At 46.0% G+C, this 23615-nt stretch carries 20 protein-coding genes; 5 read left to right on the top strand and 15 right to left on the bottom strand.

Annotated elements, in window-relative coordinates; genetic code table 11:
- Positions 1-83: 83 nt before the first annotated feature.
- Entirely contained in the window at positions 84-485 is a 402-nt protein-coding gene (locus ACR32F_RS09250; protein WP_440118221.1) for a hypothetical protein, read from the bottom strand.
- 148 nt (positions 486-633) lie between these two features.
- Between ACR32F_RS09250 and cysC the strand changes: the two genes are divergently transcribed.
- Positions 634-1272, top strand: coding sequence for an adenylyl-sulfate kinase (gene cysC / locus ACR32F_RS09245; RefSeq protein ID WP_440118219.1), 639 nt, complete (start codon positions 634-636; stop codon positions 1270-1272).
- Between the two features lie 161 nt (positions 1273-1433).
- On the opposite strand, the gene ACR32F_RS09240 is transcribed toward cysC, so the two are convergent.
- The 9 genes from ACR32F_RS09240 to ACR32F_RS09200 all read right to left on the bottom strand — a co-directional run bounded on the left by ACR32F_RS09240 (position 1434) and on the right by ACR32F_RS09200 (position 11430).
- Positions 1434-3329 carry an ABC transporter ATP-binding protein gene (locus ACR32F_RS09240; RefSeq protein WP_440118217.1) on the bottom strand — a complete coding sequence of 632 codons (1896 nt, stop codon included), beginning with the start codon at positions 3327-3329 and terminating at the stop codon, positions 1434-1436.
- A gap of 3 nt (positions 3330-3332) precedes the next feature.
- Positions 3333-4523, bottom strand: coding sequence for a nucleotidyltransferase domain-containing protein (locus ACR32F_RS09235; protein ID WP_440118215.1), 1191 nt, complete (start codon positions 4521-4523; stop codon positions 3333-3335).
- Positions 4513-4995: a lasso peptide biosynthesis B2 protein gene (locus ACR32F_RS09230; RefSeq protein ID WP_440118213.1), complete on the bottom strand. Its 483-nt coding sequence runs from the start codon at positions 4993-4995 to the stop codon at positions 4513-4515. Before ACR32F_RS09230 ends, ACR32F_RS09235 begins: the two co-directional genes overlap by 11 nt.
- Before the next feature lie 4 nt (positions 4996-4999).
- Positions 5000-5299 (bottom strand): lasso peptide biosynthesis PqqD family chaperone, encoded by a 300-nt coding sequence (locus ACR32F_RS09225; RefSeq protein ID WP_440118211.1) that lies wholly within the window; start codon positions 5297-5299, stop codon positions 5000-5002.
- Positions 5296-6243, bottom strand: a complete 948-nt coding sequence (locus tag ACR32F_RS09220; RefSeq protein ID WP_440118209.1) for an HPr kinase/phosphorylase — start codon at positions 6241-6243, stop codon at positions 5296-5298. Before ACR32F_RS09220 ends, ACR32F_RS09225 begins: the two co-directional genes overlap by 4 nt.
- Positions 6244-6370: 127 nt before the next feature.
- Complete coding sequence (locus tag ACR32F_RS09215) at positions 6371-6496, bottom strand: paeninodin family lasso peptide (RefSeq protein ID WP_440119755.1); 126 nt, start codon at positions 6494-6496, stop codon at positions 6371-6373.
- Between the two features lie 77 nt (positions 6497-6573).
- Entirely contained in the window at positions 6574-8505 is a 1932-nt protein-coding gene (locus ACR32F_RS09210) for an asparagine synthase-related protein (RefSeq protein ID WP_440118207.1), read from the bottom strand.
- Positions 8502-9827, bottom strand: a complete 1326-nt coding sequence (locus ACR32F_RS09205) for a sulfotransferase family protein (RefSeq protein WP_440118205.1) — start codon at positions 9825-9827, stop codon at positions 8502-8504. Before ACR32F_RS09205 ends, ACR32F_RS09210 begins: the two co-directional genes overlap by 4 nt.
- Positions 9828-10152: 325 nt before the next feature.
- On the bottom strand, positions 10153-11430 hold the full coding sequence (locus tag ACR32F_RS09200) for an MFS transporter (RefSeq protein WP_440118203.1): 1278 nt from the start codon (positions 11428-11430) through the stop codon (positions 10153-10155).
- Between the two features lie 262 nt (positions 11431-11692).
- Between ACR32F_RS09200 and yhbH the strand changes: the two genes are divergently transcribed.
- From yhbH to ACR32F_RS09185, 3 genes are all read left to right on the top strand, one after another.
- A complete protein-coding gene (gene yhbH, locus ACR32F_RS09195) occupies positions 11693-12859 on the top strand; it encodes a sporulation protein YhbH (RefSeq protein WP_440118201.1) in 1167 nt (388 codons plus the stop codon).
- Complete coding sequence (locus tag ACR32F_RS09190) at positions 12856-14292, top strand: SpoVR family protein (protein ID WP_440118199.1); 1437 nt, start codon at positions 12856-12858, stop codon at positions 14290-14292. Before yhbH ends, ACR32F_RS09190 begins: the two co-directional genes overlap by 4 nt.
- 180 nt (positions 14293-14472) lie before the next feature.
- Positions 14473-14757 (top strand): hypothetical protein, encoded by a 285-nt coding sequence (locus ACR32F_RS09185; protein WP_440118197.1) that lies wholly within the window; start codon positions 14473-14475, stop codon positions 14755-14757.
- Between the two features lie 487 nt (positions 14758-15244).
- Here ACR32F_RS09185 and ACR32F_RS09180 read toward each other — a convergent pair.
- A protein-coding gene (locus ACR32F_RS09180; protein ID WP_440118195.1) for an IS5 family transposase occupies positions 15245-16008 on the bottom strand; the annotation gives its coding sequence in 2 pieces (ribosomal slippage) (positions 15245-15672 and positions 15672-16008; 765 coding nt in all).
- A gap of 315 nt (positions 16009-16323) precedes the next feature.
- Here ACR32F_RS09180 and ACR32F_RS09175 point away from each other — a divergent pair.
- A complete protein-coding gene (locus ACR32F_RS09175; protein ID WP_440118193.1) occupies positions 16324-16689 on the top strand; it encodes a DNA polymerase in 366 nt (121 codons plus the stop codon).
- On the opposite strand, the gene ACR32F_RS09170 is transcribed toward ACR32F_RS09175, so the two are convergent.
- The 4 genes from ACR32F_RS09170 to ACR32F_RS09155 all read right to left on the bottom strand — a co-directional run bounded on the left by ACR32F_RS09170 (position 16646) and on the right by ACR32F_RS09155 (position 23581).
- Complete coding sequence (locus ACR32F_RS09170; protein ID WP_440118191.1) at positions 16646-17059, bottom strand: hypothetical protein; 414 nt, start codon at positions 17057-17059, stop codon at positions 16646-16648. The genes ACR32F_RS09175 and ACR32F_RS09170 overlap by 44 nt on opposite strands.
- Positions 17060-17115: 56 nt before the next feature.
- Entirely contained in the window at positions 17116-17526 is a 411-nt protein-coding gene (locus ACR32F_RS09165) for a hypothetical protein (RefSeq protein WP_440118189.1), read from the bottom strand.
- Positions 17527-18007: 481 nt separating this feature from the next.
- Complete coding sequence (locus ACR32F_RS09160) at positions 18008-20485, bottom strand: EAL domain-containing protein (protein ID WP_440118187.1); 2478 nt, start codon at positions 20483-20485, stop codon at positions 18008-18010.
- Positions 20486-20755: 270 nt separating this feature from the next.
- Entirely contained in the window at positions 20756-23581 is a 2826-nt protein-coding gene (locus tag ACR32F_RS09155; RefSeq protein ID WP_440118185.1) for an endo-1,4-beta-xylanase, read from the bottom strand.
- Between the last annotated feature and the right edge of the window lie 34 nt (positions 23582-23615).

The following is a 23615-nucleotide window of genomic DNA, read 5'->3' as shown; positions in this document are numbered from 1 at the left end:
CCACAGGAACAGATAATGTATGTAAATATCCCATCACACACTACATCATACACATGAATCCATGTTTATCCATGCTACCCATTTCATTGTTCAAACTTGTTTTCCCGCTGGGGTTGATGAAGCAATTCCAGTAGTGTTTGGGGTTGCCCACTGGAAACCAGCCACTCTCTGACCGTTTCAATGGCACGAGTCTGCCCGTCACCACTATCCCTCCAGGTCAGCAGTTCAATGACTTTAATAATTAAGGCAGACATATTATGGTTATCATGTTCGGACCGATCTGCCCGTATTTTTTGATACAATGCCTCCCGCTCCCAATCGAGCAAGATTTCGTCGCCAATGGTTGGCTTCAACAATGTATATGCTTTGTCACATAATGAACAGCGAACCCCACTTATCTGCTCTTGAGCAAAGCTCACTTGAATATCCTGTTCGCAATCTGCGCACTGGAAAGAAACTTGTATATTGTGTATTTTATTGTTCATATGGTCTTCCTCCTGCATATGTATATACTACATATATACCCGAAATGTCGTGGATTCACGCTAAATTCCGTCAAATTCAGAAGGTGCTATAAACTTGTAAATATGTTAAAATATTATACATATCTTGAACAGGAAGAGGCGGAAATCCATGTCGAAGGAAGAACGTAACATTACCTGGCAGCAATCCAACTTGAATAGGCAGGATAGGGAGAAACATCACGGTCATCGCAGCCGGGCCCTATGGTTCACCGGTTTATCCGGTGCAGGAAAATCCTCGCTTGCATTTGCCCTGGAGCAGTATTTGTATGAAAAAGGGGTTCACAGTTATGTCCTCGATGGGGATAATGTACGTCATGGACTGAATCGGGATCTGGGCTTCACAGCCGAGGATCGGCAAGAAAATTTGCGCCGGATTGGTGAAGTATCCAAGTTGATGGTGGATGCCGGTTTGTTTGTTCTTTCTGCCTTCATTTCTCCTCATGCACAGGATCGGGAGATGGTTAAACAATTGTTTGACCCTGATGATTTCATTGAAATATATGTACAATGTTCGATTGAAGAGTGTGAGCGGCGTGATCCGAAGGGATTATACAAAAAAGCCCGGAGTGGTGACATACCACATTTCACAGGTGTTTCAGCACCCTACGATATTCCAGAAAACCCTTCGCTCATTATTGATACCGAACAGCTCTCCCTTGAAGAAGCCGTGCATGAAATTGTTCAGCATCTGGAACGTACAGGGGCTCTTCAGCTGCCGCATTCGGTCAGCAACGCAATCTTTCACTAAACCATTCGCTGAGAATATGGACCACCTCTTATAATAAATGAAAGGCGCAGCCTCAATGGTGCGCCTCTTTGCTGCGTGAGAATTTCTGAATGAATCACTGAATCATGATACTGACTTATGACTGTAGACTTATGACTTTATCTCAAGTGTGTTAGTTCACTTCACTGCCCCACGACACCCGCCTGCATATTCAGCAGTTTGCTGAACGTTCCTACGGGGTCTGTAGACAACTGCTGATATCCACCTTGTTGGATAACCCGCCCTTCATCCAATACAATAACCCGGTCAGCTGTACGAATGGTCGATAGCCGATGGGCTATCACAATAATAGTGACATGTCCTTTCAGACGTTCCAAAGCCTCATGGATGTACTGTTCGTTCTCACTGTCCAGGGCACTCGTCGCCTCATCCAACACCAACACAGATGGATTACGGAGCATAGCCCGGGCAAGCACCAAGCGCTGACGCTCGCCACCCGATAAACGGATGCCTCGATCACCGATAACGGTATCCAATCCTTGCGGAAGTTTGCGGACAAATGTGGCGGAAGAAGAGAACTGTAACGCTTGCCACATTTGTTCTTCACTCGCATCCGGATCAACCAGACGCAAATTCTCACGAATGCTCGTATGAAACAGGAAAGGGTCCTGAGAGACATACCCTATTGAACTTCTCCAGGCCAGCAATCGATCCTCTGACAAAGGCACACCGTCAATGATAATCTGTCCACTCTCCGGACGGACAAGTCCCATGATCAGATCCATCATGGTGCTCTTCCCCGCACCGGACTTACCTACAATGGCTGTCATTCCCTTGGCCGGGATCGATGCACATACTTCGAGCAGCGAGTAGGTATCACTGCCTTCATAGCGGTAATTAACATGTTGGCACTCAATGGACTCCTTCAGCACCAGTGGTTCGATGGGACCAGCAGCCCCCTGTTCGTCCAGATCTGCATTTGCCTTACTTCTGACCGAACGTGGACCTGAAACCATGAAGTTCTGCTCATACGTTCCTGAGGTATTGTTAACCGTATCACTAATTTCACGGCTATTTTCGGTCTCCATCTGCAACTGTCTCACAATCTGAAACGCGGGCAGCATGGAGCTCATATACTCCAGATTGGACTGAATGGACGTGAATCTTGGCCACAGCCGGGAGAAAATAAGAATAATAAGCAGCAAGCTTGCTGGAGGCACAGCGAGCACACGAAGGGATAAATAGATAAACGCAGCAATAATGACAGCTGCCGAGACCCGATGAATCAGTTGTGTACCACTGTTTAGCTGACTAAACTGAATCACGTTACGTTCAATTCGTCCACAAATGCGCTCAAACCAGTTGATATGTGACTTTTCGAGCATGTTGCTCTTAATGTCCTTAATTCCGTTAAAATGCTCTGTGATGCCGTTATAATAACTTTGAGAATATTCGGACGTTTGATCTCCAATATGTTTTGCCTGCTTGACGAATTTTCTCAAAACAACAAATAATACCAATCCGCAGACCAGTACAAGGGCGGTTAACTTGGCGGACAACCAGAAAGCCAGACCAACCTGAATTCCCGTGAAGATCAAGGAAGCCGCCATTTGCAGCATAATATTCGTTCCCTGACTAACTCGCGCAAGTTCGGTCGTTAATATATGATTAAAATCGGATTTTCGTTTTTGGAGAAAAAAAGACCATTGTGCCATAATGATGGCACGATAGGTTTCCATGCGCAGCGTTCGAACAAATTGCTGCTGGATTCGGGTGTTCCGAATCGTCTGGAGACGCTGGAGCCAAGCCTGTCCGGAGACAATCACTACAAAGGTCAACAGCACCAGCAACAGGCGGCCATTTTCAGGAAAACGATTTAACACTTCTGAAACCCAGGGCAAATTTAAACCTGTTGAACCCATTTGAAATATACCAATGAGACTTAACATCGGAACAAGCATATATATGCCGATGCCTTCCATGAGACTGATGCATATCATACCCAGCAAGTTCCAATATAATATCGGACCCGTTACATGATGCAGCTTCCGCATAAAGAATCGCATTTCCAAAAACATACGTTATCCCCTCTCCGTCATCGTGTTCCTTCTTATGCGCCGCCAGAACCAGAGAAACGGACGTAATGGAAAATACAAAAAATACAATGATCGTGGAAGCGGAAATTGATCTACATCCCAGGTACTTGGATATAAACGTTCAATGAAGAAAAACAGCTTCTGCTTGGTACTTCGGAGTGCAAACAGATAAGAACGATAACTCTTCAGATCTGCAGGACTCTCAATCATCTCATTCATGAATAGTAGACCCTGTCCGGCTAAGCTCTTTCCTGCACGTTCGTGGGACGCCATCAAGGCAAGGTAGTCCTGATCTAACGGGGTATCCAGCAATATCGAGGCGAGACGAAGAGCTTGTGAACCGATGGATAACCTTCCTTCTGATTTCAGGCGTCGCTCCATTTTCTTCACGTCCAACGGCATGGAGCGAATCATCTGGTCGATATCCAGCAGCCACCGCAGTCTGAACCATCCATGCCTTGCTCCGTGAGTCACCAAGTAAGCCCATAGGTCTTCCCTTTCCAGCATACGGACAGGCGTCTGGGTGTAGGTGCTGAATCGGCTTCGTTTCCATAGTAACTCGAAATCGGTCTCTCTTCCGGAATCCGGATTAAGCCGCCAGTGGATTTCCACTTGAGTCCTTTTGACCGGGTGTATGTAACAGATATGATGCTCCCGCCATTTCCAGCTACGAACTGTGGCTGTTCGCTTGCCTTCCTTGGGTTCATAGCCAAGCGTTTCGAGGATCTGCTCGGCGGACTCCACATCATTGAATGGAATGAGGATGTCCAGATCTTTTGATGTCCGCAAGGAGATATCTCCGTAGAGATCATGAGCTAGCGCAGGTCCTTTCAGCGTAATATTACGAATTCCCCGTTCACGGAAGGCACCACATACCTGCTCCATTTCAGCCGTCAGATGTAACATGCGGAACGTATTGGCCGTATATTGCTGCCTCAGGTTATCCACAACAGCCGCAGGGATAATAGCGGAATCCAGATCTTTAATTTTCAGATAGAGAACAGAGTACAAGCGATGATGATAGGCTAGCTGCAAAAAGAGTTGCCAGTCTGTACCCTGCACCAGCTTTTCCACGTCCTCACGAGGTAAATCTGTCAGGTCGCTTCTAATCATGTTCAAAATCAGCTTCAGTTCCTGCGGAAAACCTGTTGTATAACGTTCGAATTCATGTGTCATAGACAATCTCCCCAGATCCCTTCTCTGGACACCGTTTGCCAAACACGCCGACAACCGTATATTGGTCCATAGTATCTGCTCCGGTCACGATCAATTTCCCACTTCGCAGCCAGGCATGAGCCATCATTTGTCCTTGTTCATTCCGCGCAGTTCCCATATAAAGCGTGCTGTCGATTTTACGACGTTCCAGCATCTTCATCGCAGCGATTGCCATCACAAGACAGCGACTTTCCCACAACGTGTATCTGCTGGCCGATAATATGGCTTTGGAGACGTTTCGTACGGTCTTCACCTCACTACGCTGGAGCCCCATCATCGGCGTTTCGTGCATTGAGGTACCCAGGCCCGGGGCAATCTTGGCAAAAGGCATCGCCTTAAGTATTCGCGCCCATCCAAGATGGATGTAGGCTTCCCATATCAATCCACGTACTTCTCGTGGCAATGAGCGATATGCTTTTATTTTTCGTAACATGGCTCTACTCTCCGGAAGAAACGTCAATTAATCCCTCACGGGTCAGATGCTCAAGGAATTGCACAACCTGCTCGCGGCATACCGCTGCTTCAATCTCGTATTCAGAGGCCAGCACTTCAACCAATTCATCCAGGGTACGTTCTTCACTCAGCAGATCCCAGATCCGTCCACCGGTACTGCCCAGATTATAGTATTTTCCGCTATCAATACTCATCATGACTTTCTCGCCACCCATGTCACTGACAAGGTTACCTTCCTTGCGCGTTACACGGTCTTCCCCATTTAGCGGCTTGGTCGCTGTCATTGTCCCGTATACACTCCTTTGCGTACATGATCTGTAATCCGATCTGCCATCTCAAATGCAGTAAAGTCAGAACCGGACCTCGTAATTCTGCTAACTTCAATACTCGCGGATAACCGTGAGACCGTCTCAAACAACCACTGTGCCAGACCTTGCCTGTAGACGAGTCCACCACGAAACGTATGAGAGCACAGCATGTGAAGTCGTTCCAATCCCGTAACTTCATCCAGTTGAATGGGGCTCTGCAATTCTTCAGGCCTCGGATTGAGTTCAAAAACCCCTGCAAGGGGAACCGGTCTCTCATAAAAATAGTGCTGAACAGGTATTGCATACTTCGTAATCTCCGCATGAACTGTTGCATAATTCTGTTCCTTCATCCCGAATCCGTCCAGACTGGGCTGCCACAGCTTTTGCTGTGGATATCCCGGCGATACGATCGCTCTTCCCCCTGCATCCCACGTCAGTGCCACCACGTCATCCGTCAAGAGCGGGTAGCCGCGTGAAGCAAGTGCAGCAGATAATGTTGACTTGCCCGCACCGGAATGTCCAATGAAGGCATACGCCCAGCCATCAATGACCACCGCGCTTCCGTGTAGCGGGAGGATGCCACGTTGCATCATGATGACAGCCATACACGTGCCCAGTACGAATAATCTAACCTTCTTTTCATCTGCTCCCAACTGAGGGTGCATCACGATGCGTCGCCCTTGTTCCATAAGAAACAGTCCCGTATCCTCGATTCGAAAAAAAAGACTGCCATTCTGAGCCACAAAGTTGTCACTCCCCACATTCCACTCATCCCACAATGAAGTTAGATCTGCTAACTGAATGTGTACATCAACACGAGCCTCATCAACATCTGTACCGTTCTGTACGGTTTGGAGTTCAGGCATTGGAATGTGGCTCAACCAACGCAAGCCATAAGCTTCATACTGCACAGGCAACAATGTATGACTCCTCCTTTGCAATTCTGATGTAGAAAAAAAACCCTTATATTTATATTGCTCAATATAAGGGCGGAGGCGAAAAGTTGTTTTTCCGCCCTTTAAGTATGATGGCACATGTTAAAACTTATTAACTATCGTAGAGGTCAGCATCGTGAACGGTAACCCAGTCGATTTGTCTGTAACCTGTTCCCGCCATGGTTTGGTTTACTTCCAATACTTCCAGTGCTGGTGCTTGCCATTCCTTTTTTTCCATTTGCATCGTGTTCACCTCCTTTCATGAGTCAAATGAATGATGAATCCGCGTCTACAAGGATGAACTCAATAGCTAGGTCAGAACTGTCGGATAAATCGGTATACGATTAGACTATGCATCATTAATCGCAAATCTGGATGGGATGCAAGCTCCGGCCTTGGGCTTGGAAAATTGGCGAGTGCCGATCGAATTCGCTCTGTGTTCAATATGCCGGCTACCCGGCTGTCAGAACATAACTCACGTAATTCGGCAGTGAAGGCACCCCAATTGGGAATCATTCGGTGCAACCAATCCGCAGGCTGAACACCTCGCACACGCTGGTTTAATCTCACTTTATCAGGCAGCTCCGGTGAAGTAGCCCGCCGAATTAACGCCCGGTCCGTTCCTTGATTAACATACTGCTCGATGGGCACGGACAGACAGAACCGAATGACTCTCGCGTCGCTCGTCGGGTCCCGCTCCCATGCCCGATAACGAAGAGAACATTTGGTGGCAACAGCACCATTTTTGTTAGCAATGGCCAGGTTGTTGAACTTCTCAGCCCTCACCTTGAGCGCATCCGCCTGAGTACCGCTTTGCAGAACAATCATCGATTTGAGGCGTTCCAGTACCCCCGTCCGCCTAGCAAAATCCGGATGGATTAATTGCACAGCTGCGGCCTGAGCTGCTCCATTGGACATGGATTTGAACATTTCCGGATACGCCTTTCGTCCTGTAATTTTGGCAATTCGCGAGAATTTCATCCCTGTCCGTTCACTGTACTGTTGCATTTCCCGGAAGCACCGGAACCAATGCCCGGTTTTGAGCAAACTGGCGTAATAATCCAAGGCTGGTCCCCAGGAGATGGTGAAATTGCCTCGAGCTCCAGTCAATAGAATACCCGCATCCTGCTGGCTCGCTTTTTCATAAAACCCGCGAATCCAGAACGAGTTCTCAAAGTATTTATAAGGCATTTCCATCATATTCAGCCAGGTATCCACTTCACTGAGAGGGCTTCTTCCTTCGAAATCAAGATAATTCTCGGAGATATTACCTACATGATCAACAGTCGATCGTATAAACGGGCGTTCATCTGCCAACAACGTTTTTTTAGTATAATCTGTAAAATCAGGTACCGGCACATAGCTATACGCATTCAATCTTTTCCCTTGGCTCCGCAGTGTTCCAGAGGCAAAACCAACGACGGCTCCAGAATCCAACCCTCCGCTTAATGCAGCAGCTACCTGTCTGTGTGTCCGTAAACGCGACCCCACAGCTTGACCAAATACCTCACGGAAAGCTTCGACATACTCCCCATCCGATTTGAGTCTTAGAGGCTCCACTTCATCCCAGCGATGATATTGTTTCTGTTCCATCCTTCCATTCCTGAAGGTAAGCGTATGTGCAGGAGGAAGCTGGCTTACGCCCCGATAGACAGTGGAATGAATATCCGCTGAATCATGCATATCCGGAATGGCAAGAAACTCGGATAACCAAGTCTCATCCAGTTCTTTATGTACACCCTCCAGTTGAAGCAATGGGTTCATTAATGTACAGAAGGCAAACCGCTGACCATCATGCCGATAATAAAAAGATCTCATGCCGGTGATGTCTCTTGCGGCAAAAAGCGTGCGTTTGCGATCGTCCCAGATCGCGAAGGCGAAGTCTCCAAGTAATTTGTCAGCTACATTTTCTTCCCATCGCTGATAGGCTCTTAAGATCAGCTCACTATCCGACAATCCCGCTAACTCTGCTCTCGATATTAGCAATTGGTCTGCCAGCTGTTCCCGATTATCCAGAATCGCATCAGCCGTAATCGTCAGACCGCTTACCTCATCATATAAAGGTAATTGCTCCCTGACCGACTCGGGTGTAATCCACTGGGCATGGCAACTCAAGAACGCTTCATTCCCTTTCCATACCCCCGTAGTATCCGCCGGGATATGGCCCAGACTGGCGTACAGGCGCCAACTGTCCTCCCATAACGCTTGCTGACCATCGGTGTGAACAATACCTGCTATAGCGCTCATGACTTTCCTCCCCGGAGTATCTTGCGCTGGGAAGCCCAGGCACTTATCTGATGACCGAACGGTATCCACGACTTGATACGTTGAATCTTGCTATGAGCTGAGGCGAGCTGTACCTTCAGACGTTCCCGCTCGTTGTAACCTCGCTCCAGTCGATTATCCGCTGCCCGCAATGCGGCTTCCAGCTGCCTGATCGTTGCCAATGCGGCAAGAGTCGGATCAGGTGCAATCGCTTCTCTATCATTTCTGTTTCCATTCTGATCGTTCCCTGTGACATCTGCAGGTTGCATCCGGTACTGTTGCTGCCAGCGACATCCCGTTGCTTCAGAGAACTGACGTATAAGCCGCTCTATGGCTTCCTCGTCGGGACTGGCCTCGTAACGGACACCCGTCCATTGCTCAGCCTCTTCCAGCTGTTCACTATATCCCATTCGATGGAACAGGTCTGCACCCAACACGCGACAGTAACCTTCAACTTCCTGTTGATTCAGTGTGTTTTTCCAGTTGTTAACAGAATCCTTGTGTGCTCCCTGATGCGAAGAAAGGAATGGGTCACCTACCCCCATACTGTAGAACATATTAGACTTCGTACTGTCCAAAAACCGTCCATATTGCTCCATGCCTTGCTCATATCCGATGCCAAGAAATCCGCATATCTTTTCGATTTCTTCTTGAGGTTTAGAGACGAGTTGTTCATATTGAATTTCATAGGCATTCGCGTGTTTATCCGCAAAATAATCGTTCAAACGGAGCATACCTAGTGTTAGGTCAATGGCTTTCATATCTAATTGTGGACTCTGCAGGCTATGGATAAGATCATATCCTTCTCCGGTATGCCGGTTCACCTTTTTGTAAGATGCAGCTATGGAAAGGGGATTACGCTGGAGATGAATGCGCTTGGACTGAGGAAACAGACGATCCAGCCATTCCAGCATATAATAATAACGAGGAGATTTATCCACGATGAAGTCTGCCCCGCTCCCCTCCAGAAATCCATTATAAATTTCAAGAGCAAAGCTTCTGCATGCCTTCTCAAAACCTTCGTCAGAGACCATGGCGCTGTAAAACTGACGGATGATTGCACTTCCGCCATAGGGGCGGGAATCTGCTTTCTGCAAATCTACAAGATTCATTAGAAACCACATTTCCTGTGTAGCAAATACACGGCTGTGATTTTGCAGCATCACGGTGGATAATGAACTTCCACTGCGAGGTACACATAATAAAAAGACAAGTCCGTTACCGTGAACATCTACCAATGGCAGCCTCTCCTCTGTAAAATTAAAATAAGCATGCAGTTGGTATAGCTCTCTATATATCAGCATTTTGTAACATCCAATTACATATCATGATGGGAAACAAGCAAAATGCTTATGTACTTTCGACAACTTTCAGATACAGTATGTATTCATAGTTTTACTCTATGATACAAATTGTATCGTGTCAATCTTTTATTTTCATCTTTTCATCATTTCTTTCTTAATCACTGTATTCCATTGTTTGTCGTTTCAGCACTGCTTGCATATTCAATAGTTATTTCGGTTTATAACATTTGCGCAAGCATGAAAAAGCCCCAAGTGATGTGTCATTCATTAACACACCATTTGGAGCTACGATTATTAAAGCTAACCCTCCGTTATACATTATCGTTCATATCTCATCCCATTGCTTTGCATCCGACATTCCCTGTTGAACCTTAACCGTCAACAAGACAGCGATACCTGCAATGAAAAAGAAGAGCAGCGACAGAATCCCAAAGCGGGTTGAACCCGTGATTTGGCCCACCCAGCCGAAGACAAACGGTCCAAAAATCGAAGAAAATTTTCCAGTAATATTGACAAAACCAAAATACTCTCCTGTTCTGTCGGAGGGCATCAGATTGCTGAACAAGGAACGGGCCGTCGATTGACTCACACCCTGCACTACGCCAACAAGTCCTGCGAGCATATAGAAATGGATTGCTTCCGTCATGAAATAACCCAGAATCACAATACATATGTAGATGGACAAGCTCACCATTAATACCTGCTTTGCACCCCATCGCCCTGCCCATGCCCCCAACAACAAGGTACATGGAAAACCGATGAACTGGGTAAGCAGTAGGGCTAACATCAAGTCAGCAGTACCTATCCCGATGCTTGTTCCATAGATCGTTGCCATCAGGATAATGGTGTTAATGCCGTCATTGAAGAACCAGAAAGCGACCAACATCCGAATCAACTGGGGTAAACGCCGCATCTGACGAAAGGTTTGACAAAGTCTACGCACGCCCACACCCGCATATCCTTTCCACGACTTCGGCATGTCCGGTGCTGCTGGTCGACGCGGAGCATAACGAAAGATAGGAATGGAGAACAGTAACCACCACAACGAAACAGAGATAAAGGCAAGCCTAGTACCTGCGAGTGTACTCCCCATCCCAAACCAGCCGGGTTGCTGAATCATCAGCATATTGACTGCAAGCAACAGCCCTCCCCCAATGTAACCATAGGCATACCCCTTGGACGAGACCCTGTCTCTTCGCTCTACAGGTACCAGATCGGGCAGCATCGCATCATAGAAGGTATTGCCACCCGCAAAACCGATGGTCGAAATGACCAGCAAAGCGGAAGCCAGCAGCCAATCGCCCTCCCCAATTATGCTGAACCCAAGCGTAGCGATAATGCCAATGATGGAGAACACCCGCAGAAAATCGCCCTTGCGTCCGGATAAATCCGCCAGTGTACCCAACAGAGGCGTTAACAAAGCCACGCATAACATGCCTATGGAATGTGTATAAGCCAGATAAGATGCCGCCGTGCCCGCATCCAGTGTAGCGGCTGCTACAGAAGCGTAGAAGACCGGAAGTACGGCTGCCAGCACCGTCGTCGCATAAGCCGAATTGGCCCAATCATACATAATCCAAGCCTTAACTGCCCGTTTATCCAATGGGTATCCATCCTTTGCACGCATCCTTCAAAGAGATGCCAAGTAAATGCCTGTTCTTATTGTAAAGGAAGTCCATCACACATGTTCACCGTTTCTGTAAATAAGTCCTGCATAATCTGTGCATTCCAGATGATCCCCGAAGTAAAACTCGCGTAATTGTATCATTTTATCTACTCACTCACTCACATATCGTCCCCGCCCGTGAATATACTTAATTACCGACAGGCCAAACTGTGCCGCGTAATCAATGGGGGGTGCCTACATGTCAAATTCACACCAGCCTTACTCGTTCGTCGTATCCCGGGAAGATTGGTCGCTTCACCGCAAAGGGTACCAGGACCAGCAGCGCCATCAGCAAAAGGTGAAAGATGTCATCAAGCAGAATCTGCCTGATCTAATTACCGAAGAGAACATCATTATGTCTGATGGAAAACAAATCATTAAGGTACCAATCCGCAGTCTGGATGAGTACCGTTTTGTGTATAACTACCAGAAGCAAAAACATGTGGGTCAGGGAGACGGTGACAGTCAGGTCGGTGATGTCATCGGACGTGATCCTGCTTCACAGAAACCAGGCAAAGGCGAAAAAGCCGGCGATCAGCCTGGTCATGACATTGTGGAAGCCGAGGTTAGTATTGAGGAATTGGAAGATATGCTCTTCTCTGAGCTGGAGCTGCCTGATCTGAAGCAGAAAGACAAGGACCTGATTGAGACACATACCGTTGTATTCAACGATATTCGCAAAAAAGGTATGCAGTCTAATATTGATAAAAAACGTACCATTCTGGAAAATCTGCGGCGCAATGCGACAACCGGTAATCCGGGTATTCATCACATCAGTCCGGACGACCTACGTTACAAGACATGGGAAGATAAGATCATTCCGCAATCCAATGCGGTCATTATTGCCATGATGGACACATCCGGGTCCATGGGTTCCTTTGAGAAATATTGCGCACGCAGCTTCTTCTTCTGGATGACCCGGTTCCTGCGCCGTCAGTATGAGAAAGTCGAGATTGTTTTCCTTGCTCATCATACCGAAGCCAAAGAAGTGACCGAAGAGGAGTTTTTCACCCGCGGCGAAAGTGGAGGCACGATCTGCTCCTCTGTATATATGAAGGCATTGGATATTATTGACAGTCGTTACCCACCCTCCAGCTACAATATCTACCCTTTCCACTTCTCCGACGGGGATAACCTGACCTCGGATAATGAGCGGTGTGTGAAACTGATTGGTGAGCTGATGAAGCGCAGCAACATGTTTGGGTATGGCGAGGTGAACCAGTACAACCGCAGCAGTACACTGATGTCCGCTTATCGTCATATTAAGATCGACCAATTCATGTATTATGTGATCAAAGAAAAAGGCGAAGTGTACAAAGCTTTGCGCAGCTTTTTCCAGAAAAGGGAAGGAGGCAGCGTAAGATGACAGAAGAAATCCGCGACCTTGAATACGCCATTGCCGAAATTATGGAAATTGCCGACGGGTTCGGCCTGGATTATTATCCGATGCGTTACGAGATCTGCCCGGCAGATATTATTTATACGTTCGGGGCTTACGGCATGCCGACCCGGTTTAGTCACTGGAGCTTCGGGAAAACTTTTCATAAAATGAAGATGCAATACGACTTTGGGCTCAGTAAAATTTATGAACTCGTTATCAACTCCAACCCTTGTTACGCCTTCCTGCTGGATGGCAACTCATTGATCCAGAACAAGCTGATCGTCGCTCACGTACTGGCTCACTGCGATTTCTTCAAGAACAACGCCCGCTTCTCCAAGTCCAACCGTAACATGGTGGAGAGTATGGCGGCCACCGCTGATCGGATCAGCAACTATGAGATGGAATATGGCACCGAGGCAGTCGAAGCGTTCATCGATGCGGTCATCGCCATTCAGGAACATGTCGATCCACAGATCATCAAACCCCGTCATTTGGACAAACAACGCTATATGGAGATGAAAATGCGGGAACAGCGTGGTGAGAAGGCTCCTCGACCGGAAGGGCAATATGATGATTTATGGTCATTAGATGATGTCCATACGGAAGAAACACCTGCTGAAGGAATTCAGGTGCATCACTTCCCGCCTGAACCGGAAAAAGATGTCATGTGGTTTATACAGGAATTTTCCGAAGTGTTAACGGATTGGCAGCGGGATATTATGAGCATGATGCGTGAGGAAATGCTTTATTTCTGGCCGCAGATGGAAACCAAGATCATGAACGAAGGCTGGGCCTCCTACTGGCATCAACGTATTATACGCGAACTTGATCTGAACAGCGAGGATACGATTGAATTCGCGAAGCTCAATTCCTCCGTCGTCCAGCCATCCAAGCAAAGTTTGAATCCCTATTATTTGGGGCTGAAAATTTTCGAGGATATTGAACGCCGTTGGGATAACCCCTCCCGGGAGGAACAGGAACGTTGGGGGCGTCAACCCGGTCAGGGTCGTGCCAAAATGTTCGAGGTGCGCGAATTCGATTCCGATACCTCGTTTATCCGCAATTACATGACCAAGCAATTAACCGAAGACCTCGACCTTTACGTATTTGAGAAAAAAGGCCCGGACTGGAAAATTACCGACAAGTCATGGGAAAACATACGGGATCAGCTTGTATTTTCACGCGTTAACGGCGGTTCTCCTTATCTGGTGGTTCAGGATGCTGATTACCTGCGGACGGGAGAACTTGTACTCAAACATCAATATGAAGGCATTGAGCTGGATCTGAAATATATGGAACGGACCCTTCCCTATCTGTACCGCCTATGGGGACGTACCGTACATGTGGAAACACGTGTCGAGGATAAACCGATCTGGTTCACGTATGACGGGAAAAAGCACCATCGCAAGTTTTTGTGAGGTTTTGGATGCCCCTTTTTTTTGCAAACGACCCTCTGAATGCGCTCATCTTGGATGAGATGATTCAAAGTTAAGCAAATAAAGCGGCAAGTCCCTGACACATGACAGGAACTTGCCGCTGGTATTATGAAGATGATGTTATCGATATTCAATCAAGTAGTGGTACAGGTTGGATATATCATGAAGCCATTTAATAAATTGTATTACAGTTTGATGAAAAAAGGGTTTGTATTCATTTCCAATATTTCTGTTTTTGATGAAAAAGATGGTAGACCGAGTTTGATGATTCATTGCCCTAACATTACAAAAGCAGAACTTGAAGAAGTGAAAGAATATTTGTTAACAAATTCCTTTTGGATGTCACTCATTACATCTGAAGGAATTTTACTAATGGATTCATTAATTTTAGCATCAGTTACTTGGGAATGTGAAAATGTGAAATTTTTAATTTCCGGAGATACTTGAATTGCCTTTTTTAAGAAATCAAAAAAATTCAATTTAGTATAATCTTTAATGTTCCCCAACGGATCTGAGGAGATGCCTTTTTATTGAATAAATAGGAATGGAACATTTGTTTATCCTTAAACATCAGTTCTATTCTACGTTCAGGTAAATCTCTTCCAAGAGAAGAAGAGTTGTCATAAAACAGCGCAAAGCTAGTTCTGGAAGAAACTTCATCTCTGACTATTCCAAAGTTATCCTGGTGTCTATCTGTGTTCCCTATAAGAGTGTCAAATATAATCATTTTATACAAATCATCCAACATGTCTCTCTAAGCAAACAACTTTAATAATAAATGATAACTATATATTTCTGTATTTCCCTTCAAACGCTGGCGATCGTAACTATCATCAAATTCCATAATCATATCAGCACCCTCAACAAGACTCTCCAAGTCTTCCTCAATAAACGAATGACATAATGCACCGTATATTAGGGCGTGTCTTCAAACTCAAGCAAGCCACACCATAATGAATGCCAAGGTCAAAAAAGACTTGAACGTACATGCTAATTTATCATAACGAGTCGCCAAACGACGATAATTCTTCACTTTATTAAAGAAGCATTCCACCAAATGGCGCTCTTTGTAGACATCCCGATCATATTTTAGGGTCACTCGGCGATTTTTCTTTCCCGGAATCACCGGTATGGCCTGTTGTTCCTTCAAAAAGGTCCGAATCGCATTCGTATCATACGCTCGGTCGGCTAACACTTGCTTCCGGGTCAGTTTCATGCTTTTAAGGATGGTGAAACCTTGGACGGAGTCATGTGCTTCACCTCCGGTCAAGTCGAAGCGAAGTGGATTCCCTAGCGCGTCAACTACCGCATGAATTTTCGTGCTTAATCCACCTGGGGAACGTCCGATCGATTGCTTGCTTTGCTCCCTTTTGCGCCTGATCCATGTTGGTGAACTCGCACAATCGTGGCGTCAATCATCACGCTTTCCTCGTCAGGATCTAGGGAAATCTGCTTTAACACTTCATCCCAAATGCCCGCTTTCTGCCAGCGTCGAAAGCAAGTGTAGACGGATTTCCAATGGGGGAAGTGGCCTGGGAGATCACGCCAAGGGGCGCCTGAACGAGCCACCCATAGCATTGCGTTTAACATGATTTGATTGTCCACTGCGGGACGTCCTCCTTGTGGTTTTCGTTCAGCTGGAAACAAATCTTGAATTAGGCGCCATTGTCTATCTTGAATTTCGTATCGTGTATTCATTTAATATAATTAACCCATGTATTACTATTCAATCAGTTTGAAGACACTCCCTAATGAGATACCTTTAAACCTTTCTTCATCTAAATAATAATCTCGAAAAAAACAGGACTTGCTTTAATGCACCCTATATCACTATGTACATTGAATCCTAATATTCCTCCCATATCAGAAGCTAATTTCTCAGACCACATCTCTCCTGTTACTTCCTCTACAATACTAATTCCACTTGTCAAAGACACGCGCAATTTAAATAAAACTAATTTATTATTTTCTGGCTGACCGTAGGATTACTAACAACGAATTAGCGTTCGTCGTATGGCAGTTAACGCCAGGATTCAAGAAACCGCAGCGGACATTATGAAACGGGCAATGCTTAACCTTCATGAATACGTAACTTCGAAGGGTTGGCGCATTGCCGGGACTGTTCATGATGAAGCTTTACTTGAAGTATCCTGTGCAATCACATGGGAAGAAGTAAAAGAAATTGAAAATTGTATGATGTGCGCCGCATCACTTGATATTCTTTTGAAAGTGGACGTTGAACTTATAGAACGTTGGGGTGAAGGGGTTAAACAGAAGATTAATGTAAGACGTATTTGTAAACTTTTTTATGTGTTGCTAGAGAAAAGGTGTCGTGTTACTTGTCTTTCAAAAGTTCCCCACATAATTCTGAAAACATAGATTGTCTATGCATAGCTTTTAATAGATATTCTGGATTAATATCATTGTTCATAAATTTTTCAATATAACCAGCAAATTCGATGTAATTAGGCATACTATTTGCATTTAATTCTTGATCTGTGATACCCAGATGTTGAAGCTTATTTAATGTATGTTCAGGAATCAAAACTGTACCATCATCTACTTCTTGACCATTTATTAAACAATGTCGGCGGTTATTCATTGAAGCTAACAAACTGTGAAGCAACTTCGATTGCTCTTCTGTTACATCATGATCTAGTAAATACATGAAATAAGGGTGACTATCACCGCCTATTACCATTTTCAACAGTTTAATTTGATACTTCAAAAGTTCAATATCTGCATTCAAATGATCACTTCCTTTATTTAGTAGTGTAGTGACGCTTGAGGATAACTATTGAATAATTATAGCAAATATGCAGAGAGTGCGGAAGTAATGACTCTAGCATACCCTTGCGGTATGTCACATTTAAATATTAAGAAGTCTAGCAATCTCTTCTCGAGTTCATCAGCTGTTTCTTCAATAAAATCAGCTATTTTCCCTGCATTTTTTGTAAGATATTTAGCTTCGGCACTATCAATTCCAAGCCAGTCTAGAACATTATCAAGGGCTTTTCCACCATATCGTAATGCCTTAACTATTACGTCTTTTTTGAGTCCCATTGTTTGAATTGGCTCATCGACTTGTGTTGGTGAAACTTGGGGCTGTGATACTTGGATTTGAGGTGTAGCCGCGTAGGATAATGATGGGCTAACAAAACTAAAACCTAAAGCAACCACTAGCGTTGCAGCAACATACTTAAATTTGCTAAACATAATTTTTCCCCCATTTAATTAAAAATTTAACTCAAGCGTCGTAAACAATACTATATTCTTCCAATATATATGTAAATAAAAATTATTTATTCTAAATTTTAGTTAAATATATATAAAGAAACTCGTCTTATTGATTGATTTATGGGTTTCGAGATCATTGTAATTGAAGGAGAGGTCATTCAAGCCTTTCCAATAAAATTCATGCAAAACGGTTTGTTTCAGTTGCATAAAAATAATCGGAATTCAAAGGGGGGAAGTCATGGAAAAGAAATCGCTTATCACTAAGAAGGCGAAGGATGCGAAAACTGAAATCGGGAAGGAAAAGAAGACGGTTGGTCGATCGTATCGCGCTCAAACTCTAGTGTCCATTATGTGTTCTGGTACTCGTGAGATGGCCGTCCAGCTCTCAACACACAGGAACACAAAAGCGGCAAGTCCCTGACACATGACGGGAACTTGCCGCTTGGCATTTCATTAATATTTAGAGAAGGGACGGCGTTCCATTTCCATGCTGCCGCAGCGGTACAAAAAAGTCATGCTCCACTTCATTTGCAGGCAATGGACGGCTGAAATAATACCCCTGTATTTCCTGGCAATCATTATGCATCAGAATATCCAGTTGGCCCTTCGTCTCAATCCCTTCTGCAATCACTTCCATCTTCAGATGCTGTGCCATCGAGATAATCGTTGCCACAATGGCCTGGTCACTCCGACTCTCGGTAATGTCCGTTACGAAAGAACGATCAATCTTCAGCTTGTGAATCGGAAAATGCTTCAAATAACTCAGGGAGCTGTACCCGGTGCCGAAATCATCCAGGCTGATTTTGACCCCGAGAGCTGTAAGTTCATTCAGAATTCCTGTAGATACCGTTGCATCCATCATCATACTCTCTGTGATCTCCAGCTCAAGATAACGGGCTTCCAGCTCTACCTCAGTAAGTGCATTTTTGACCTGATCCACCAGATTGGATTGATGGAACTGCAGGCTGGACAAGTTAACCGATACCGGAATGAGCGGTCCGCCACTGGCGTGCCACAGTTTCATCTGCCTGCACGCTTCCCGCAGGGTCCAGTTGCCGATCTCGTAGATCATGCCTGTCTCCTCTGCGAGCGGGATGAATACATTCGGTCCCAGCATGCCTTTAAGTGGGTGATTCCATCGAATAAGCGCCTCCACACCAATGATGCGGCTATCCTCGGTACGAATCTGTGGCTGATAATACAAGACCATCTCATCGCGCTCCAACGCTTTACGCAAATAACCTTCCAGTTCAATTCGTTCATATAATTCGGAATCCAGTTGGGTTGTGTAAAACTGAAAACCATTCTTGCCGTTCTTCTTCACTTCATACATGGCGGAGTCCGCATGTTTGAGCAGGGCGTCGGCTCCTTCTCCATGATTAGGGTACATCGCTATCCCGATGCTGGCTGTAACGTAAAAGTCATTTTCCTTCAATCGGTAAGGCAACCGGATCGCTCTGACAATCTGTTCTGCAAGTTCGGCCACCCGTTCCACAACCCCTTGCTCATTCGATACAACCAATGTGAATTCGTCGCCGCCCATACGGGCAAGCATGACATGTTCCATGGCTTTTGGGTCAGAAGCTTCTATCACTGTTATGATCCTGTTGCTGACTTCTCTAAGGAATACATCCCCGATGGAGTGACCGAGGGAGTCATTAATCATTTTGAAGCGGTCTATGTCCATTACCATAACGGCAAATGTATGCCCTGTTTCTTCTGAAGCTGCGATCGTACTCGCCAACACTTCGTCCAGCTTGCGCCGATTGGGAAGACCCGTCAGCGGATCATGCAAAGCCTGGTGACGGATACGCTCCTGAGCCTGCTTTTCCTCGGTGACGTCTTTGATCAGAATGTGGCTACCCTCATGTTTTCCATCAATCAGTACCGGTACGACAGTAATATTAAGGTCCAGAAGTTCATTCTGTACATTCCTCATCTGGGCTATGTAATGTAACCGCTCCAGACGATTGTCGTTCCAGTTGATCGACTGAAATTCAGTTATCCATTGGTTATCGATACGCTGAGCAATCTCATTAATGGTACAATGAATGACCTCTTCCTTAAGGTATCCCGTGATGCTTGTGACTGCAGCATTGATCCCCTTCACGGTCCCTTCTTTATCCACTGAAATAATGGCATCCGAATGATTATGATACAGAGCCTGATACCACTGCTCATTTTCACGAATCCGCTGATCCTTCTGAGACAGGTGTTGATTAATAAAGATACCGAACAAAGTCAAGCCCAAGGCAGTAAAGGTACCTGCCGCGATCAGATACGCAAGGATCGAAGGTCCAATCTGCAGCCCTGAGCCTGCCATTGCTTCATGTGCATGGTGGAATTGTGCCGCTGACATCCCCGTATAATGCATTCCCGTGATACCAACACCCATAATAAGTCCACTACCCAACTTGTATATCCACATGAACCGTGATTGATGCTGCTGGAAGAAAAACATAAGCCACAATGCAGCAAATGAAGCTAACGCCGCAATCAGCACAGATAATACCACTCTTCCTGCCTCATACGTAATGGAAACCGACATGGCAGCCATTCCCACGTAATGCATGCTGCTGATGCCTGTTGTCATAAGCACTCCTGCAATAATAAGCTTACTTATTTTGCCGGACTGCTGCCCTGCAATATTTAATGCTACACCTGATGCAATAATGGCAAGCAGAACGGAAAAAATGACCTCACCTGTGGAATAGGACACGTGCATCGGGAGAACAAAGGCCAACATGCCCACAAAATGCATAGACCAAATTCCCAGGCCCATGGAGACTGCCCCGCAGGTTAGCCATACATGCCGGGACATTCCTTTAGCCAGACTTACCCGGCCCGCAAGGTCAAGTGCTGCATAAGAAGCGAGCGTTGCAATAATGTAAGATAAAATAACCAGTTCTAAGTTGTATGTTCCATGTAGGTGCTCCACTCACTCTGTCCTTTCAACCGGGAAATGTCTCGTATGTATGCAAAATGTGAAATGAAAAAAAGAAGCGAGTGCGCTGTCTGGATGACAGGCACTCCCTCCGCATCACTTGACTTGTGACCACCGACTCATCTGAGCCCGCGCCATACATCTGGAACCCGTTTAATATGAATGTTTATAGTCTAAACGTCCCAGACTTTTAAATCAACACTTTTTTCCAGAAAAACAGATGTTTTATACGAACCATTTCCTTACAAAATGCCTTGGAGGCACTTATTTTCGAACCAGCAACAAGTTGCCAAAGCCAGATGTATCCATATAGGAGTTACCCGAGCGATCACTCCAGATCGACACACTGCTTCGCTGACCATTCCCAGCCTGATCGTCGTTCACCTGCAGGTCGAATCCGATCCATAAATTCTTAGCCGAAGGGACATGATCCAAAGGAATTGCTGCCTCAATAACATACCCTCCACTTGTCAGACGGGTAGCCGACTTGAATCGCTCCTTTATGGCATTTCCTCCAAAGGAAGATTCGTTATCAAAGTTAACCCGGTATTGCACGTCATCCTCCTGATAGTGGGTGGTCTGATTGTGGTTAGGGTCGATAAACATTTCGACGGAGTCCTGCTCATGTGCATTTTTGCTCACTTTGCTTAATAAAGGATCTTTGACATCTGCCAATACATACAGGTATTTCTCATCCCATAACAGCTGTACAGTCGCCGTTGCCCCCGAGTTTCCAATCACCCAGGTATCTGTCTTAACAGATGCTGCCTTTTTCCAGATGCCTTCCTTTTTCGCGTCAATTACAGGTTTACCATAAGTGACCTTGGTTTGTTTCAGTACGGAACCCAGCTTCAGTTTGCCCCGATTAGCAGGTTTATCGGGCTGCTGGTTGGAAATATCATTCCAAACGATGGTTGCTGTCTGTCCAGCAGCATGTTCATCCGTAATTCGATAATCCAGGGACAAGACCTGTCCTTCGGTAAGTAAAGCGGCTGACAAAGGCAGTGATGCGTATACGACATAACCCGTTTTTGTCTCCTGTACGCTGTATGCATTCTTATCCTTGCCTTTGCTGCCCTCCCGTTTGAACGTATACTGACCATTCGCGGGCGGCGGATTTTTCTTCTTGGCAGATAGATTATCTTCAGAGGTTGCAGCGACCGCATCCTTTACGTCTTCCGCAAGGAACACCTGCACCTGATCACCTTTGCGACGTGTAGTATCCTTCACTTCCACACGCATATTCACTTTTTTGGCATCCCACAGCACGCGAGCCTCACCAGTAACCCCTGATGTACCTTCTGCCAGATGATTAATAGCCAGCCCTTTCACTGCGCCCCAAAGAATATCCTCCTGTCCTTTGCGATCTGGTAAAGAAGGGCTGGCCTTCAATGCTGTCCATTCATTACGATAGATCGGAAGAGTGGTAGGGTCCACCAGTGCCCAATAGGCCGGTTTTGCTTTTAATTTACGATCAAACAGCAACGGTGCATCTTTGCGTCCTTTGACGGGATGGTTGTCAAGCCATGTACCATCGTCCGCAAGTCCCCAGACCGTAACACTGTCCATAACGCCTTGTTTTCCCAACTCATCGAACAGGTCAAATAGCTCACGATAACGATAGGCCTGTTGCAGCATTAATTCATCTGTTACCGGCATCTCCTGCTCGGAATTATTTGAATAGATCGAAACGTCCAGCTCTGTAACCTGTACATTCACACCAAGAGCGACAACTTTGTTAAAAGCCTCACGAATCAGCTTTACATCCGGTCCGTACATGGACACATGCATCTGGAATCCAACCGCATCAATCGGTGTGCCTTTAGCCAGCAGCTTCTCTACAAGCTTCACCATATCATTCAGCTTGCTTCCACTGCCCTCCAGTCCATAGTCATTAATCACCAGTACAGCATCGGGGTCAGCCTCGCGGGCATATCGGAAAGCCAGCTCAATGTAATCACTGTCATCTCCGTCGCCATCCACATCCCCAATAATATCTCTCCACTTGGAATTACTGGCCTCATTCCGCAAGCCGCCTCCGTCCGAGATGACTTCATTGACCACATCCCATGTATGAACCTTTCCTTTGTACCGGGTCATGATGGTTTGAATATGGGTTTTCATCCGTGCAAGCAACTGTTCCCGCGTGGCAGGTTTCGATGCATCATTCGGATCAGTAAAGAACCAATTCGGCACCTGACTATGCCATAACAGCGTATGACCTCTGATCTCCATGTCATTCGCTTTGGCAAAGCTCACCAGACGATCCGTCTCTGACCAGACAAACTGTCCTTCCTGGGGCTGCATCGCATCCATTTTCATAAAATTGTCCGCTGTAATACTATTAAAATGTTTCGTCAACAACTGGGAATGCTGGTTTTCCGCGTCTAGTGCAGACTGGTTGATGGCAGCTCCCATTGCGTAATTTTGTCCCACGATATCGACCAGATTCGGAATATTCTTTTCAATCTCAATTTTCTGAGCAGCCGTAATCAGAACATCATCCACGTAAAAAGAAATCGTATCTGCCGGCGTCACTTCCTCTGACGTCTTCCAAGGTGTCTCCACATACATTCGGAATCCGGTGATGCCACTATTTTCTTCGGGAATAACCACATCGGCCTCGACTTTTTTCCACTGTCCTTTGTTTAGGGTGGCGGAGGCAAAGGTAGCATATTCAAGACCCGAAGCGTCCTTATTGTATTCTTTCTCCAGTGCACCGTTAATGACCTGACTGTCAGGCCCTTCATCATACATGGCCCAAAATGAAATATGAACCGTGCTGCCCTTCTGTACATGGTCCAGCACCTCAATTAAGGGTCCATGGAACGTTTCAGTACGGGATGAGGTTTTCAGGCTGCGTGTACTGTCGTGGCCCACTCCAGACACAATCTCGAGCTTCTCACTCGCGCGTGCACGCCATTGTCCCAACATACCCTCTTCAAAATGAGCCTCAAACAGCGGTTCATCCCCTTCGCCTGCCTTAACGTCCGCCGCCTGAGCACGTGCCCCTCCTGTTCCCATACTCGGTAACAGACTTAAGACCAATACAGCCGCCAAACACAAGCCCCACCATTTTCTCAAATGCATCCGATCTCCTCCTTGGTTGTTTGTTAGACTAACC

Origin of the sequence: Paenibacillus hebaui, from assembly GCF_051934385.1 — a bacterium.
Lineage (GTDB): Bacteria > Bacillota > Bacilli > Paenibacillales > Paenibacillaceae > Paenibacillus.
This window is presented reverse-complemented; position numbering and strand designations above follow the sequence as displayed.

What these genes read in the sequence shown, in the direction of transcription:
- ACR32F_RS09250 (WP_440118221.1), bottom strand. Translation starts at nt 485, where the DNA reads ATGAACAATAAAATACACAATATACAAGTTTCTTTCCAGTGCGCAGAT.
- cysC (WP_440118219.1), top strand. Translation starts at nt 634, where the DNA reads ATGTCGAAGGAAGAACGTAACATTACCTGGCAGCAATCCAACTTGAAT.
- ACR32F_RS09240 (WP_440118217.1), bottom strand. Translation starts at nt 3,329, where the DNA reads ATGTTTTTGGAAATGCGATTCTTTATGCGGAAGCTGCATCATGTAACG.
- ACR32F_RS09235 (WP_440118215.1), bottom strand. Translation starts at nt 4,523, where the DNA reads ATGACACATGAATTCGAACGTTATACAACAGGTTTTCCGCAGGAACTG.
- ACR32F_RS09230 (WP_440118213.1), bottom strand. Translation starts at nt 4,995, where the DNA reads ATGTTACGAAAAATAAAAGCATATCGCTCATTGCCACGAGAAGTACGT.
- ACR32F_RS09225 (WP_440118211.1), bottom strand. Translation starts at nt 5,299, where the DNA reads ATGACAGCGACCAAGCCGCTAAATGGGGAAGACCGTGTAACGCGCAAG.
- ACR32F_RS09215 (WP_440119755.1), bottom strand. Translation starts at nt 6,496, where the DNA reads ATGGAAAAAAAGGAATGGCAAGCACCAGCACTGGAAGTATTGGAAGTA.
- ACR32F_RS09210 (WP_440118207.1), bottom strand. Translation starts at nt 8,505, where the DNA reads ATGAGCGCTATAGCAGGTATTGTTCACACCGATGGTCAGCAAGCGTTA.
- ACR32F_RS09205 (WP_440118205.1), bottom strand. Translation starts at nt 9,827, where the DNA reads ATGCTGATATATAGAGAGCTATACCAACTGCATGCTTATTTTAATTTT.
- yhbH (WP_440118201.1), top strand. Translation starts at nt 11,693, where the DNA reads ATGTCAAATTCACACCAGCCTTACTCGTTCGTCGTATCCCGGGAAGAT.
- ACR32F_RS09190 (WP_440118199.1), top strand. Translation starts at nt 12,856, where the DNA reads ATGACAGAAGAAATCCGCGACCTTGAATACGCCATTGCCGAAATTATG.
- ACR32F_RS09185 (WP_440118197.1), top strand. Translation starts at nt 14,473, where the DNA reads ATGAAGCCATTTAATAAATTGTATTACAGTTTGATGAAAAAAGGGTTT.
- ACR32F_RS09175 (WP_440118193.1), top strand. Translation starts at nt 16,324, where the DNA reads ATGGCAGTTAACGCCAGGATTCAAGAAACCGCAGCGGACATTATGAAA.
- ACR32F_RS09165 (WP_440118189.1), bottom strand. Translation starts at nt 17,526, where the DNA reads ATGTTTAGCAAATTTAAGTATGTTGCTGCAACGCTAGTGGTTGCTTTA.
- ACR32F_RS09155 (WP_440118185.1), bottom strand. Translation starts at nt 23,581, where the DNA reads ATGCATTTGAGAAAATGGTGGGGCTTGTGTTTGGCGGCTGTATTGGTC.